Annotated in this window: 10 protein-coding genes and 2 riboswitches; of the genes, 9 read left to right on the top strand and 1 reads right to left on the bottom strand. The window is 43.0% G+C overall.

Translation table 11 applies throughout. The annotated features are described in order from the left end of the window. Positions 1–117: 117 nt before the first annotated feature. Positions 118–858: a nucleotidyltransferase family protein gene (locus K429_RS0125095; RefSeq protein WP_029328537.1), complete on the top strand. Its 741-nt coding sequence runs from the start codon at positions 118–120 to the stop codon at positions 856–858. Here K429_RS0125095 and K429_RS0125090 read toward each other — a convergent pair. Continuing rightward, on the bottom strand, positions 853–1,842 hold the full coding sequence (locus K429_RS0125090; RefSeq protein ID WP_029328536.1) for a DUF4369 domain-containing protein: 990 nt from the start codon (positions 1,840–1,842) through the stop codon (positions 853–855). The two genes, K429_RS0125095 and K429_RS0125090, sit on opposite strands and share 6 nt — an antisense overlap. Before the next feature lie 144 nt (positions 1,843–1,986). On the opposite strand from K429_RS0125090, the gene K429_RS0125085 reads away from it, so the two are divergent. The 8 genes from K429_RS0125085 to K429_RS0125040 all read left to right on the top strand — a co-directional run bounded on the left by K429_RS0125085 (position 1,987) and on the right by K429_RS0125040 (position 14,505). Beyond that, complete coding sequence (locus K429_RS0125085) at positions 1,987–3,870, top strand: mucoidy inhibitor MuiA family protein (protein ID WP_029328535.1); 1,884 nt, start codon at positions 1,987–1,989, stop codon at positions 3,868–3,870. A 10-nt stretch (positions 3,871–3,880) separates the two neighbouring features. Continuing rightward, entirely contained in the window at positions 3,881–4,708 is an 828-nt protein-coding gene (locus K429_RS0125080; RefSeq protein ID WP_029328534.1) for a dicarboxylate/amino acid:cation symporter, read from the top strand. 66 nt (positions 4,709–4,774) lie between these two features. Then, a riboswitch (cobalamin riboswitch) is annotated at positions 4,775–4,980 on the top strand. Between the two features lie 141 nt (positions 4,981–5,121). Next, positions 5,122–7,218: a TonB-dependent siderophore receptor gene (locus K429_RS0125070; RefSeq protein WP_029328531.1), complete on the top strand. Its 2,097-nt coding sequence runs from the start codon at positions 5,122–5,124 to the stop codon at positions 7,216–7,218. 29 nt (positions 7,219–7,247) lie between these two features. After that, positions 7,248–8,279: a sirohydrochlorin cobaltochelatase gene (locus tag K429_RS0125065; RefSeq protein ID WP_029328530.1), complete on the top strand. Its 1,032-nt coding sequence runs from the start codon at positions 7,248–7,250 to the stop codon at positions 8,277–8,279. Between the two features lie 214 nt (positions 8,280–8,493). Next, positions 8,494–9,072 carry a DUF4251 domain-containing protein gene (locus tag K429_RS0125060; protein WP_029328529.1) on the top strand — a complete coding sequence of 193 codons (579 nt, stop codon included), beginning with the start codon at positions 8,494–8,496 and terminating at the stop codon, positions 9,070–9,072. A gap of 308 nt (positions 9,073–9,380) precedes the next feature. Continuing rightward, a riboswitch (cobalamin riboswitch) is annotated at positions 9,381–9,588 on the top strand. 127 nt (positions 9,589–9,715) lie between these two features. Next, positions 9,716–12,076 (top strand): TonB-dependent receptor, encoded by a 2,361-nt coding sequence (locus K429_RS0125050; RefSeq protein ID WP_029328527.1) that lies wholly within the window; start codon positions 9,716–9,718, stop codon positions 12,074–12,076. A 19-nt stretch (positions 12,077–12,095) separates the two neighbouring features. Then, a complete protein-coding gene (locus K429_RS0125045) occupies positions 12,096–13,412 on the top strand; it encodes a hypothetical protein (protein WP_007218318.1) in 1,317 nt (438 codons plus the stop codon). A gap of 139 nt (positions 13,413–13,551) precedes the next feature. Further along, positions 13,552–14,505, top strand: coding sequence for a sirohydrochlorin cobaltochelatase (locus K429_RS0125040; RefSeq protein ID WP_029328526.1), 954 nt, complete (start codon positions 13,552–13,554; stop codon positions 14,503–14,505). Positions 14,506–14,508: the final 3 nt, after the last annotated feature.

The following is a 14,508-nucleotide window of genomic DNA, read 5'->3' as shown; positions in this document are numbered from 1 at the left end:
AGATCATACAGAGATAGTACGGAGTTGGGGTATAAATCTCCTTCTTTTTCAATCCGCTTATGAAACTTACATTTAAAATCTTAATTCAATTTATCAGTAGCTCAAGAATTTAAAACAATGAAAGCAATGATATTCGCTGCAGGCCTCGGCACCCGCCTGCGCCCACTGACAGACAATATGCCCAAGGCACTTGTCTCCGTAGCAGGCAAAACGATGCTGGAGCGTGTCATCTTAAAACTAAAAGATGCCGGCTTCCATGATATCACCATAAACATCCACCATTTTGGAAGTCAGATTATAGACTTCCTTCGTGCAAACCAGAACTTCGGTGTGGATATTCATATCAGTGACGAACGGGGTGAACTGCTGGATACCGGTGGTGGTATCAAAAAAGCCCGTCCTCTGCTGGAGAGCAACGAGCCTTTTCTTATACATAATGCCGATATCCTGACAGACCTGGATCTCAATGCTTTCTACCACCACCATCTGGAAAGTGATGCAGATGCCACTCTGCTCACGAATCACCGGAAAACATCCCGTTATCTATTGATGGATCAAGATAACCGCCTTTGTGGTTGGACGAATATTTCTACAGGCGAAGTACTCCCCAAAGAACTCGATTATCCCAGCGATCATTATCAGTTGCAAGCTTTTGGTTGTGTCCATGTTCTTTCTCCCTCTATTTTCCGCTATATGGAAGATGAACGCTGGACAGGGAAATTTTCCATTATTCCATTTTATGTGGATATCTGCCCGAAAGCACGCATTCAAGGATTTCCTATAGACAGCGAAAACTGGTTTGATGTGGGCAAGCCAGAGACACTGGCAAAGGCAGAAGCCTATTATGCGTCTTTATAAAACAGGTTTCATCTTCACCAACTGCCCCTGGGCATCAAATAAGTATTCGTAATTGAAAGAACCGTAAATACGATACTCCCAGCGGGCACTTTTCTCAAAACGGCGACTGTCATCCAGGATGGTCGCCTGATAGTCGGTCTCCAGTTCATGAATGAACTCTTTAGATTCCGGATCCGGGTATCTATAAGTGGGGACAATTACACGTATATCGGGATATTGTTCTCGCAGTTTTTTGATTTCTGTACGGACAGCATCTTTTTCATTGGGCTTCAGAAAAAAGAGTAAACACACAGGATGTCCCTGCCCTGCAATATCCGAAAAGAGCAAACTGTCTTTCTCTGCATATTCCACTTGTTTGAAGTCAATAAAATGATCTCCCGGCTTCAGGCTACGGGTAACATCCAGCATCCGTTTCAGTCCTATCAATACAGATGTACTGTCGCGCATTTGTGAAGGAGTTTTCTGATACAATGTCTCCAGTTCATCCGGATAGATCACTGCCCAACGATCAAACACCATCCATCCAATTGCGTTCCGGGCATTGTCGAATACAAATTGCCGCGTAGCTTCCAGCGGAAAATCATCTTCATGCCAAAGTTTCCAAAGACGTACGTTTTGTGAATGGGGATTGGTACTTTTATCCGGTACAGGCATTGTCGGCGGGACTACATTTGTCAACGTCAGTTTTCCTCTTTCTGGATAAAAGAAATTCATGCTACCGGGATGCTCCATTCCATAGATATGCAACGTATCTTCTTTTCCGGAAAATGAAACTTCTCCGTTTCTGATAATAGCGAAGTCCAGGGGAGCTTTCCCATAATCACGGTCACCCGTCATACGGTCGGCACCATATCGCCACAGGTAGACCGTATCTTCTTCGTAAGCGCCCAGTCCGGTGCAATGCACAGTAAAAGTCTGTTCTTGCGATTGGCAACTGATGAGTCCCAGAAACAAAGAGTAAAATATCCATTGATTGATTTTCATAAAGCACAGATAGATTGAGTAAACAAACACATTGCACAAAAGAACAATCTTTTCAGTAAAGATGCAAGCAAAAAAGACAATATATAAAAGCAATTGTTAATGAAATATCCATATATTTGTGACATAACATTAAAAAGACTGACTATGAAACGACTGAGATTAGGACTATGGGCATGTTTCTGCCTTTGTGCAGCCACCACCCTTATGGGACAAAACAAGGTGAAAACAACTGCCGAAAAGGTAACGCTGTTCATTGACGGTGCCCAAGTGACGCGTACCAAACAAGTAGATATTCCGGCAGGAAATTCAACGCTCATCTTTACCGGATTATCCCCCTATATGGATGCACAAAGTATGCAGGTCAGTGCCAAGGGAAAACTCACCGTTACGGCAGTCAACCGGCAATACAACTATATAGACAGCCTTGCCGTCAGCGAAAAACAACAAAGCCTGCAAAAGGAGCTTAAAAAAATAGAGAAACAGCAAAAAGAACAGAATGCCGAGCTTGGACTTATCAATGCCGAATATGAAATGCTGAAAACAAATTGCTCCGTCAACAATAAGAATACCGCTATTTCTCTGGCCACTATCAAAGAAGTGAATCAATATTACTCCGGACAATTGAAAACTCTGAAAACAAAAGAACTGGCCATCAATGAACAGATAGCCGAACTTGCCATCAAACAGGGACAACTTAACTCTGAACTGGTACAACTAAGCGGTAAATCTCTAACCCCTATGAGTGAAATTATGGTCAATGTAAATGCGCCAGCAGCTTGTAAAGCTACATTCACTCTGAACTATTATGTAAAAAATGCCGGTTGGTTCCCCTCTTATGATGTTCGTTCCGGTAGCCTGGCCGAGCCTATCTCCATCATTTACAAAGCCAACATCTTTCAGAATACCAAGGAAGAGTGGAAGAACGTAGAATTATCCCTTTCCTCCTCTAATCCTTCCACCGGAAGCGTAGCCCCCACTCTGTCTACTTACTGGTTGGATTACGGACTTGCAGCACCACGCTACAATTTGAATCTTAATGGAAACACTGTTTCAGGAGTCGTTCTTGATAATGAACGTACGCCCGTAATAGGTGCTACCGTTACCATTCCGGGGACTACGATAGGAGCCATCACCGACATAAGCGGTAAGTATTCCATAACTATTCCCAATGGGCAAAACAAACTTCAATTTTCATATATTGGCTATCAGACTCAGACCAGAGATATACAAGGAAATATTATGAATGTTACCCTTCAGGAAGATACACAGGCATTGGATGAAGTAGTGGTAGTAGGTTACGGCGCTGAAAGGAAATCTCTTATGGCAGGTGCTGTCTCCGGTCTTAAGGTAAACCATAAAAAAGATATTCAATACGAAGAAGAGGCCAGCATGACCCTTGACGTTGAACAAAGCCAGGGACAGATGGGCTACGAATTTGAAATAAAAGTGCCCTACACCATTCCTTCTGATAACAAACCTGTAGTTGCTGAAATCGGTCATTACGAATTACCCGCTTCCTATACTTACCAAAGTACTCCGAAGATAGATAAAGATGCTTTCCTGATTGCCCAGGTAACCGATTGGGAAAAGCTGAACTTACTTGAAGGCGAAGCAAATGTTTACTTTGAGAATACTTTCATTGGCAAGTCCATTATGAATGTCACCCAACAGAACGACACACTATCCTTCTCTTTAGGTCGTGATAAACGTATCATGATACAGCGTACGAAAGAGAACGAATATACCTCACGCAAGTTTATGGGTTCCAATCAGACGCAATCCATTGCATGGAAACTTTCTGTCCGCAATACGCGTCCCGAACCTGTCATCCTTACGCTTTACGACCAGCTACCCGTATCACGCAACAATAACATTACCGTAACAGCAGAAGAAATCAGCGGCGGCAGTCTGGATGAAGCGAAAGGTATCATCACCTGGCAAATTACCTTACAACCCGGCGAACAACGTGATTTAGCTTTACGCTATAAAGTGAAGTACCCTAAAGGGCGAAACTTAATAATAGAATAATGCTTTTCTTATGACTCTAAGACAGAAAATATCTGATATTCCCCTGTATCTGCAAATCCTGATAGGAATGATTACCGGTATTATCATCGGCCTCATCGCCTTACAGGTAGACGGTGGTGATACATTCATCCGCCACTGGATACAGCCTTGGGGACAAATCTTCATCCGCCTTCTCCAACTGATCGCCATTCCCCTGGTCTTTATATCTCTGATAAAGGGAATGACCGGACTGAAGGACATCAGTAAATTTTCCCGTATCGGCGGAAAGACCATCGGAATATATATCTGTACGACTGTAGTCGCTATCCTCATAGGTCTTGCAATGGGGCTACTGGTGCAACCGGGCAAACTGGTAAACCACGAACAAGTAGCCCATCTGCAAGAACAGTTCATCCGTGCCATGTACCCCGTACAACTGTTTGCCTTCACAACAAGTAGTAGTGCCGCCTCTTTGCCCGTAACCCTGAAGACTGTAGAACAAAAATTAGGTATTTCAGAAGAAGTCAGTTCATTTGTCCTGCCTGTAGGCGTTACCATAAATATGGACGGCACTTCCTGTTATCAAACCATTGCCATTCTTTTCATCGCACAAGTTTTAGGGATCGATCTGAGTTTCTCCCAACTCTGTATCATCGTTGCTATGACCGTACTTTCTTCTATCGGTACCCCGGGTATCCCCGGAGGCAGTTATGTCATCTTGGCAATGGTGCTCACTTCCGTAGGTATTCCGGTAGAAGGTCTGGCATTGATATTGGGGGTGGACCGACCATTGGACATGCTGCGCACCGCAGTAAATGTAACCGGAGATGCAGCGGTATGTTCCATTATTGACAGATAATTCATCACATTAGAATAGTTGCTAAAGTATTTTCACAAATACCTTCTGATTTCTAAAAATATCTTTATCTTTGCAATCGGAATTGGCAATCGGAAAGTATATCAATGCGTCCGACTCAAGGGAATCCGGTGTAAAACCGGAGCTGTACCTGCAGCTGTAATCCTCATTAAGAAAAAGTCTGTAACCACAAAAGCCACTGACGCCGCAATGCGATGGGAAGGCGATACAGACAGGGGAAAGCCAGAATACCTACCAACTTCCATTACTTGAGCACTTAGCTTTCAGGATTAAAAGCGATGTCACCCCTATACTATAATTATAGGCAAAACTATTTTTATTCTTCCGGGTCATTAGTATTCGCATACAGAAGCGATGTGCCGTTACGTTTTTATTAAACAGAAAATCGGCAAACGATGAAGCACAAGTATTTACTTGGAGCGGTGTTTGTGTGTGCGGTGCATGCTGCCTCCGCCCAAAGCATCCTCGAAAACAAGAATGAAGAAGAACTGTCACTTATGTTGCAGGAAGTAGTAGTGACCGGTACAGGTACCGAACATTACCTGAAAGACGCGCCTGTGCAAACCGAGGTTATCTCGCATAAAATGTTGGATAGCTACGGTGCCTCCTCCCTTGAAGACATATTAAGTGGGTTATGCCCCTCTTTCGACTTCAGTTCCAGTGACATGGGGTCGAATATGCAATTGGGCGGATTGGGAAACGGCTATATCTTGCTCCTCATCGACGGCAAAAAGATACATGGTGACGTAGGCGGGCAAAATAACCTAGGACTGATAGATCCGGCACGCATCGAACGTATCGAGATTGTAAAGGGAGCCGCTTCGGCACTCTATGGCAGCGATGCCATTGCAGGTGTAATAAACATCATCACCAAGAAACATCGTGAAAACGTTCTGGTCACAAACACCACACGTGGCGGATCATACGGCGAATTCCGACAATCCAATGCTTTCCAATTCAAGTCAGATAAATGGACCTTTGCCACCAACTTTCAGTTGAAACATTCCGACGGATGGCAGAACACTACTTACGAAGACCCAAATCGATATGAAAAGCCTGTCACCAATTCCATCAATAAAACCGTGAACCGATATACCGACTGGCAAGTTTCACAACACATCGACTATCAGGCTACCCAGACACTCAGCCTGTATGCAGACGGTAGTTTCTACCGCAAACGCGTATACCGCCCTTGCGGAATACCCGATTACAAAACATACGATTTCCTTTATCGCAACGCTTCAGCCTCAACAGGTGGTAAAATGAAGCTAAAAAATAATAATAGCATTACAGCCGATATACATTATGACAGTCATGCCTACTATTATGCCTATACCCACGAAACCTGGGACAAAGAATATGACGATAACGGCAAGGAAATCAGTTTCCCGTATTCTCCCGGTGACAAGGGTCTGCAGAGTGACCAAAGCCGTCTGCTCATCCAGACTAAAGGAATATTCAACCTCCCCTATTTCAACCGTTTGAGTGCAGGAGTTGATATGGAAATAAACTGGCTGGATGCTCCCCGCCGACTGGACGAAAAGAATGTTTCCGACAACACAGGTTCCTTTTATCTTCAGGATGAGTGGTCGCCTTTTAGTCAGCTGAACATCACAGCCGGTGCACGATTAACGCTGAACAACAATTTCGGTATGCGCGCCACGCCCAAAGTGTCGGCTCTCTACAAGCTGGGCGACTTTAACCTGCGCGCCACTTATTCCGAAGGCTTCAAGACTCCGACTCTGAAAGAACTCCACTACCGTTATATTCGCCAAATGTCTCTCGTTATCCTAAACTTAGGTAACAAAGACCTGGAACCTCAAACCAGCCGTTATGTTTCCGGTGGTGTAGAATACAACGGTACTGACTTTAGTATCAGTGCCACAGGTTACTGCAACTGGTTAGACAACATGATAACTCTTGTGACGATTCCGACCTCTCAGGCTCCAGGTGACCTCGTCGTCACCTACGACCCGGCTCGTGTTCGCCAATACCAGAATATGGATGACGCACGCACCTGCGGCATAGATATCAACGCCAAGTGGATGCCTTTCAAAACGCTTACCTTGGCGGGCGGTTACAGCTATCTGGACACAGAAGCGAATCAGTACGATGAAGAAGACGAAGTGATGAAACACATCGTCATAGATGGTATGGCTCACCATCGCGGCACCGTCAGTGCCGTCTGGAATTATGATCGGAAAAACAGCAATTATCGACTCAGCGTAGGCCTGTATGGCCGTTTCCAGAGCAAACGCTATTATCAGGATGACGGTAACGGCAAAAGCTACCACCTCTGGCGCCTGAACACACGCCACCAGTTCAACCTGGGCAAGCAATGGGATGCAGAAATCAATGCAGGCATTGACAATATACTGAATTATTATGAAACGACCTACCATGGACTGAACTACGGAACAAACACGGCAGGAAGAACCTTTTACGTCTCATTGATGGTACAATTTGGACAGAAAAAGAGAAAAACCACATAGTATTAACCCTTTTAAAAACAATTAATGACATGAAACAATTCAAGTTAATGATGATGGCGGCACTGGCTGCTCTGATGTCTTTCTCCGTAGTATCTTGCTCGGACGATGACGATGACTCGGCACAATCCAAACATGATAAGAAAATGGAAGCTGTATCTGCCGAAGTAAAAGCTAACAAAAAGCATGACACTGCTTTGCTGCTTGTTACTTTCGGAAGTACTTGGGACGCACCGCAGGAAACCTTCAAAGGCATGAAAGAACAATTCGCCAAAAAGTTCTCCAACATGGATGTCTATTTTTCTTTCACTTCAGAAATCTGTATGACCCGTTGCGCAGCCAAAGGCTGGAACTATTATGCTCCGTCTTTCTATCTGGAAGCTATCGGACTTGCAGGTTATAAAACAGTTTGCGTACAGTCTTTACACGTTATCCCGGGTGAAGAATATCTCCGGGTGCAAAATTCCGTGAAAGACTTTCACTACAGCGGTGACCACCCTGAATTTGGAGATATAAAGGTATACTTGGCCGGTCCGTTGCTGGAATCGGAAGATGATGTGAAGGAAGTGGCAACTATTCTGCACAAAAACTATAAAGCAAAAGTAGATGCAGGCAAGATTGTTACGTTCATGGGGCACGGTAACCCCGAAGGCTGGAACTACGGAAACGGTAACTCCCGCTACACCATGTTGGAAGAAGAACTTCAGAAGACTTACAGTTCCAATTATTTTGTGGCAACGGTTGATATGGAAGATAATTATGTAGATAACATGATTTCCCGCATGCAAGCAGCCGGAAAAGCATCGGGAGATGTCATCTGCCATCCATTGATGTCCATTGCCGGAGATCATGCCAACAATGACATGAAAGGCGGCGTAAGCGAAAACGATCCCGAAGAAGGAAGCTGGCGTTACGAACTAAACAAAGCCGGATATACTTGTCCACTCAGCAATTGTGATATCAAAGGACTGGCCGACTATTCTGAAATTGTAAACGTATGGATCAGCCACATGTCGGCAGCCCTACAGAGTGAACCGATGTATGACCCGGACGCAGAAGAATAAACATTAATCTCTCTCTTTAATTACTTCTTGAGAAGGTGTATGGCGGCAGTTTACTGTTCGTTATGCACCTTCTCTTTATTATTAATTCAGGCACTAAATCTCATTAATAAATATTAATGCGCGCCATAATAATATAGATTACACGCATCTTTTTAATTTTCAGATTGTTTATTCAAGTGATATTGAAACAAACGGAACAAAAAAAGAATAAGTTATGAAAAAAATTATCGTATTATTGATGTTAGTTTTTATAGGTGCATCTACAACAATCTATGCACAGGAAAGTAAAAGTGAAAGTCGCCGTGCTGAACGTAAAGCCCAACGTGATGCAGAAAAAGCTCGGGAGAAAATAGAAGAAGAACGAGCATACACTGATGCAGTACAAGCCATAAAGGAGAGAAAGTTTGTATTGGAAGCGGATCGTGTGACATTCAAAAGAGGCCGTAGTGCTTTTGTTACATCCAATACCAATTTTATCCTTTTAAATGGTGACCGGGCATCCGTACAGATTGCTTTCAACGGCGCCTTTGCAGGTCCTAATGGAATTGGAGGTGTCACAGTGGATGGCACTGTAGGTGAAGTAAAAACCACCACTGACAAAAAAGGGAATGTAACTTGCAATTTTAGTGTGACAGGTGTAGGAATCTCAGCACAAGTTTCCATTAGGCTAACTCATGGCAGCAACAACGTATCCGCCACAGTAAATCCGAATTTCAACTCAAATAGATTGACGCTGGATGGCAAGCTCATTCCACTGTCCGAGTCGAATATATTTAAGGGACGGTCGTTCTAATAATTGCCATTGAACACTTGCGGCTGCGATAGCCTACGCTTGTACAAGTGAACGTTCACACTTGTACAAGCGCAGGCTATCGCAGCCGTAAGTGTTTCTTATACCTTCTTATACCCCCCAATATAGAACTTTTTTATTTATCATTTATTCTTTTGATACCTTTTTATACACTCTTTCATTGTTTTTTCTTCTGAATTCATATCTTCCGCTTTATAAACGTACAAATACATTACTTTTCAGCCTGTACCTCTATTTATGTTATAAAAAACATTTTCAGATATTTTCATTGTTCAGACTGACTTTTTATATATCTTTGCAGCGTTTTTGGTTTCGCATCTCCTTGGCTCTATGGGAATGCGATGAAAAGGGAATCAGGTGCAAGTCCTGAACAGACCCGCTGCTGTAAAATCCTTTCAAAATCTTGAATATACTCCAATAGCCACTGTCTGCTGGTCGGATGGGAAGGCATTCAAAGATGGATAAGTCAGAATACCTGCCAAGAACAACATAGTTTTAATGCTTTCGGGAAATGAAGCAGAAAAACATCGAGGCTGGTAATTCTTTATGAAAGATAAAGAATTCTTTTTCTCTATGCACATACTCCCGTAAAGTAAGTCATAAATGCTTTAACTAAGAGATTGAAATGAAAATTATTTCATGTGTACTATTTATGTTAACCTGTTTATCGCAGATAGGTGTAATAGCGCAAAATACGATTACTCTATCGGGAAAAGTTACAGACCAACACGGTACCCCTTTATCATTAGTTACAATTGCAGTAGAAAATACCACATCCGGAACTTATACGGATGATAACGGACGGTATTCCCTGAAAGTATCACCTGGAAAATGTACACTTGTCGTATCTTTAATAGGTTATCAAACTGTAAAGTCCACATCTAATATCCAACAAAACAAAACGCTCAACTTCACATTACAAGAAAGTGCTGTTACTTTGAACTCCGTTGAAGTTTATGGAAAGACACAGACACAGAAAGTAAAAGAAGGAGTTTTTTCCGTCAATGCTCTCGATATAAAACCTATAGTAAATTCGCTAAATAACCTCAATGACCTTGTAAACCGTACAACAGGCATTAAGGTGAGAGAAGAAGGAGGTGTCGGTTCAGACTTTGATTTGTCTATAAATGGTTTATCCGGCAATTCTATTCGCTACTTTTTAGATGGAATGCCGTTGGACACTAAAGGAAGTGGAGTTTCACTTGCTAATCTTCCGGTGAATATTATAGACCGGATTGAAATATATAAAGGTGTGGTTCCTGCCAGCTTGGGAACGGATGCATTGGGTGGTGCCATCAATATTATAACCAAACAAGAAAAGAAAAATTATCTGGATGTCTCTTATGGCATCGGTTCATTCCATACGCACAAAGCAGACTTGAATGCACAATTTGTAGAACCTAAAACAGGATTGATTATCCGACCTACTGTGGGAGTAAATTATTCAAAGAATGATTATAGGATGAAAGACGTGCAAATGCGGGATGAGAGTGGTGACAATTTCATATATGGTAATCCTAAACGCTTCCACGATGACTACTTCTCCTTACTGGGGCAAATAGAGGTAGGAGTTGCCAACAAGTCATGGGCAGATGCATTCTTCGTTTCCGCTTCCTATTCCAAGACAGATAAAGAATTACAGACGGGGGCTGTCCAGACCAAAGTATATGGAATGGCGGAAAGAAATTCAGATGCCTGGAATATTTCAGCACATTACCAGAAGCGTAATTTCATTCTGAAGAATATGCAGCTGAATGCAGCTCTCTCCCAGACTTGGGATCACTCATTGACCGTGGACACCACCTACCGAAAATATTACTGGGATGGTGGATACATAGATGGCCAGCGTAATGAAATTATGGGCAAAGAACGATCCATGCGCCATTATAAGCGCCCACTGACTGTGGTTCGAGCCAACCTGGATTATAAACTGAACAATCATCATAACTTTAACTTGAACTATCATCTGAGTCGTACCGGCAACGACCGTTATGATGATTTGGCTACCACTTTCGAGCCATCCAACGATGTTGTGTCCAAACATATCCTGGGCTTTTCTTACAATCAGTCGTTATTGGATGGCAAGATGGAGAATGTGTTTTTCATAAAGGATTATATCAATCACCCGAATATCCGGCAGACCGATCAGCCTAGCGTGACCGGTTCTGAAGCGGTACAAGGTTCCACAACCAAGAACTATCTAGGCTACGGTGTCGGACTTCGGTACACTGTAGCGGAAGCTTTAGCCGTGAAAGTGTCCTATGAGCATAGTGTGAGACTTCCCATCGCACGCGAACTATTGGGAAACGGTACTAATATCTACGCCAACGTAGCACTGAAACCGGAAAACAGTGATAACTTCAATGCCGGTCTATTCGGTACGTGGCATCCGGGTACCGGACATACCTTCTACTACGAAGCAAGCGGATTCTTCCGCAAGGTTGACAACTATATTCAGAGCGAAGTTGCTGAAAAAGAAGGTACAATGAAATATACCAATGTACCCGCAGTCCACATTAAGGGTGTGGAAGGAGAGGTACGCTACGATTGGCAAGGTAAGCTGCAACTTGCCAGCAACGTCAGCTATCAAGATGCTCGCGACCAACAGAAGTACAAGAATGGCGGAAAACCATCGGCTACCTACAACAACCGTGTACCCAACCGTCCTTGGTTGTTTGGTAGTGCGGAAGCATACTATACTTTCCGTAACATGGCATTACCAGAAAGCAAGCTACGCCTAGGTTGCACTTATCAGTGGATACACTGGTATTACCTTTTGTGGGAGGCTTATGGTGCCACTGAAGGCAAGGCACGCATTCCGGCTCAACATATCTGCAATGCTGATATTACCTACTCATGGAAACGCGGACGCTACAACATTGCTTTAGAGTGTACCAATTTCCTCGACAAGACAGCCTATGACAACTATAAGTTGCAAAAACCCGGACGTGCTTTTTTTGCCAAGTTCCGATTATTCATTAACTAATCATTAATAATTATTCAAGATGAAAAAATTCAAATTTACACTCTTGGCCTTTATGGCAGCCATGATGGCAATCTCATTTACGGCTTGTTCTGATGATGATCCTACTCCTACTCCAGATCCGGGTATCAATGAAGGTGATTATCACTTCGACCTTTTTGTAACCGTAGGTAAGCATGGTGGTATGAGCAGTAAAAACACTACTATTGTCACTAGTACCAGTACATTGACGGCTGATAGAGGTGTCATCACCGTTGAAGGAGTAGGATCGGAACTCGGAGATTACTCTATGGAGTCTATCTCAAAAGGGAAATACTATTATCAAATCCCTGGTTCCGCTGACCGCTTCGTAAAGTATCAGATCAAGAATAATAAAATCGATGTGATTGCAGAGCGCCCTTTCAAGACTAATACTTATAAAGTACGTGCCTACACACATGCCTGGATTGACGATAACACACTCGTTATCATATCTACCAACGGCGACAAGGATAAAGTTCTTTATACGAAACTGAAAGCAGACGATTTAACTATCCTTGATGAAGGTGAAGTAACTATACCCGCTCCTACCGACTGGAAAAAGCTGACAAGTTCAGGTATTCTCACCTACCGCAAGTCAGACAATAAATTATATTACTTCTATTACTGGAAAGAAAAGGCAGGCCAAACTGTTGCAAGTGAACAAGAGCCTAATTTTCATGCAGCCATCATCAACCCATCAACTATGAAGGTGGAAAAAGATATTATTTCTCCCGTTGAAGGTGAAATGGCAGGAAGTGCTTACGGAGAATTGATGCAGGACTGCGTAGCATATGACGAAGCTGGTAATCTTTATCTGGCTTGTTTCCATGAAGAAGCAAGCGGTCTTGAAAAAGGTATGTTGCTGCGTATCAAAGCGGGTGAAACAGAGTTTGATACCTCTTACAATGGTTATTCCAATGCAGATGGTAAGTTGATGACTGTTCAGTATTTAGGAAATAACAAAGCTCTGGTATATGCTCGCAACGATAATGCACCTATTAGCGACAAAGCTGCTGCTGCAGGAATAAAGAAACCTACAGTTATTGATGCATTCTCACATTACTATGCCATCATTGACCTTACTACTGGAACCAAAACTCGCCTGAGCTACAATGGCAAAGAAATTGCTTACAGCGGTGGCCGCTTCTCGCAACGTTCCGTTATCTTTAACGATAAAGCCTACATCGGTGTAGATACAGAAGAGGATGCCAATGCTATTATCTATATCTACGACATTAAGACCGGTACCGTAGAAAAGGGAGCAGAAGTGGAAGGTAAATTCTACTTCGACATGATACGTGTCGTTGAAAACGATTAATCATCATATATTCAGGTACAGGTTATACGATAACAAGAATCATTAATCTCTTTCTTGTAATTTTCGTATAATCTGTACTTAAAATATAAATTGACACATAACCTTTTTCAAAATATTTAAAAAGCATCATTTCTACCTTATGAAAAAGCTATTTATCCTTTTATTTCTTTGCAACCTCACTTTCCTATGCTCTGCGCACGAGGGGGAAAACTTCGTAGCAAGCGATATGCTCGCAAGTATGAAACCCGGTGATAAAGCCGCCCTGCTGATGGTACACTTCGGTACTACACACGATGATACCCGTGCCCTGACTATTGACGCTATCAATGCGAAAGCCCGCGAAGCATTCCCTGATCTGGAAATGTGTGAAGCTTTTACTTCCCGTATCATTATCCGCCGTCTTAAAGCACGCGGCATAGAGAAACTAACTCCGCTGGATGCTATGCTCCGTCTGCGTAGTGAAGGTTACACACATGTTATTGTGCAAAGCTCGAACATCATTGACGGCGTAGAAATGGAGTCACTTCGTCGAGATATGGAAAGTGTACAACCTTTCTTTAGGGAAATCCGTATCGGCACTCCCCTGCTCTATTCAGTGGAAGATGCAGAAAAGGTAGTTGAAATATTGAATAATAGACTCACCGATACGCAAAATCAAAAAGTATCCGCTAAGAAAGGTGAACATTTCGTACTTGTCGGTCATGGCACCTATACTCCCAGCACCGCCATTTACAGCCAGATGGACTATATGCTGAAAGCTAACGGACTGAGTAACTTCCACGTAGGTACCATCGAAGGATATCCTTCATTTGAGACAATGCTGGCACAGTTGAAAGCCGGAAAGGCGAAACAAGTTACCTTGGTACCATTTATGTTCGTAGCCGGAGATCATGCCAAGAATGACATCGCCGAAGATTGGAAAGAAGCACTCGAAAAAGAAGGCTACACCGTGAATGTCCGTATAGAAGGACTGGGACAGGTACCCGAGATACAGGAAATTTTCATCAACCATATCCGCTTTATGCTGAAACATCGCATGCTGAATATCATGGAAAAGAAAGCCGGATATGCTGCCGGAAAAGATGTGGAATAACAG

The organism is Bacteroides sp. 14(A) (genome assembly GCF_000526555.1).
Taxonomy (GTDB): Bacteria; Bacteroidota; Bacteroidia; order Bacteroidales; family Bacteroidaceae; genus Bacteroides; species Bacteroides cellulosilyticus.
The sequence above is the reverse complement of the archived record's forward strand: the minus strand, read 5'-3'. Positions and strand labels throughout refer to the sequence as shown.

Excerpts from the sequence above, each read along its gene's own strand:
- K429_RS0125095 (WP_029328537.1), top strand. The coding sequence starts at position 118 with ATGAAAGCAATGATATTCGCTGCAGGCCTCGGCACCCGCCTGCGCCCA.
- K429_RS0125090 (WP_029328536.1), bottom strand. The coding sequence starts at position 1,842 with ATGAAAATCAATCAATGGATATTTTACTCTTTGTTTCTGGGACTCATC.
- K429_RS0125085 (WP_029328535.1), top strand. The coding sequence starts at position 1,987 with ATGAAACGACTGAGATTAGGACTATGGGCATGTTTCTGCCTTTGTGCA.
- K429_RS0125080 (WP_029328534.1), top strand. The coding sequence starts at position 3,881 with ATGACTCTAAGACAGAAAATATCTGATATTCCCCTGTATCTGCAAATC.
- K429_RS0125070 (WP_029328531.1), top strand. The coding sequence starts at position 5,122 with ATGAAGCACAAGTATTTACTTGGAGCGGTGTTTGTGTGTGCGGTGCAT.
- K429_RS0125065 (WP_029328530.1), top strand. The coding sequence starts at position 7,248 with ATGAAACAATTCAAGTTAATGATGATGGCGGCACTGGCTGCTCTGATG.
- K429_RS0125060 (WP_029328529.1), top strand. The coding sequence starts at position 8,494 with ATGAAAAAAATTATCGTATTATTGATGTTAGTTTTTATAGGTGCATCT.
- K429_RS0125050 (WP_029328527.1), top strand. The coding sequence starts at position 9,716 with ATGAAAATTATTTCATGTGTACTATTTATGTTAACCTGTTTATCGCAG.
- K429_RS0125045 (WP_007218318.1), top strand. The coding sequence starts at position 12,096 with ATGAAAAAATTCAAATTTACACTCTTGGCCTTTATGGCAGCCATGATG.
- K429_RS0125040 (WP_029328526.1), top strand. The coding sequence starts at position 13,552 with ATGAAAAAGCTATTTATCCTTTTATTTCTTTGCAACCTCACTTTCCTA.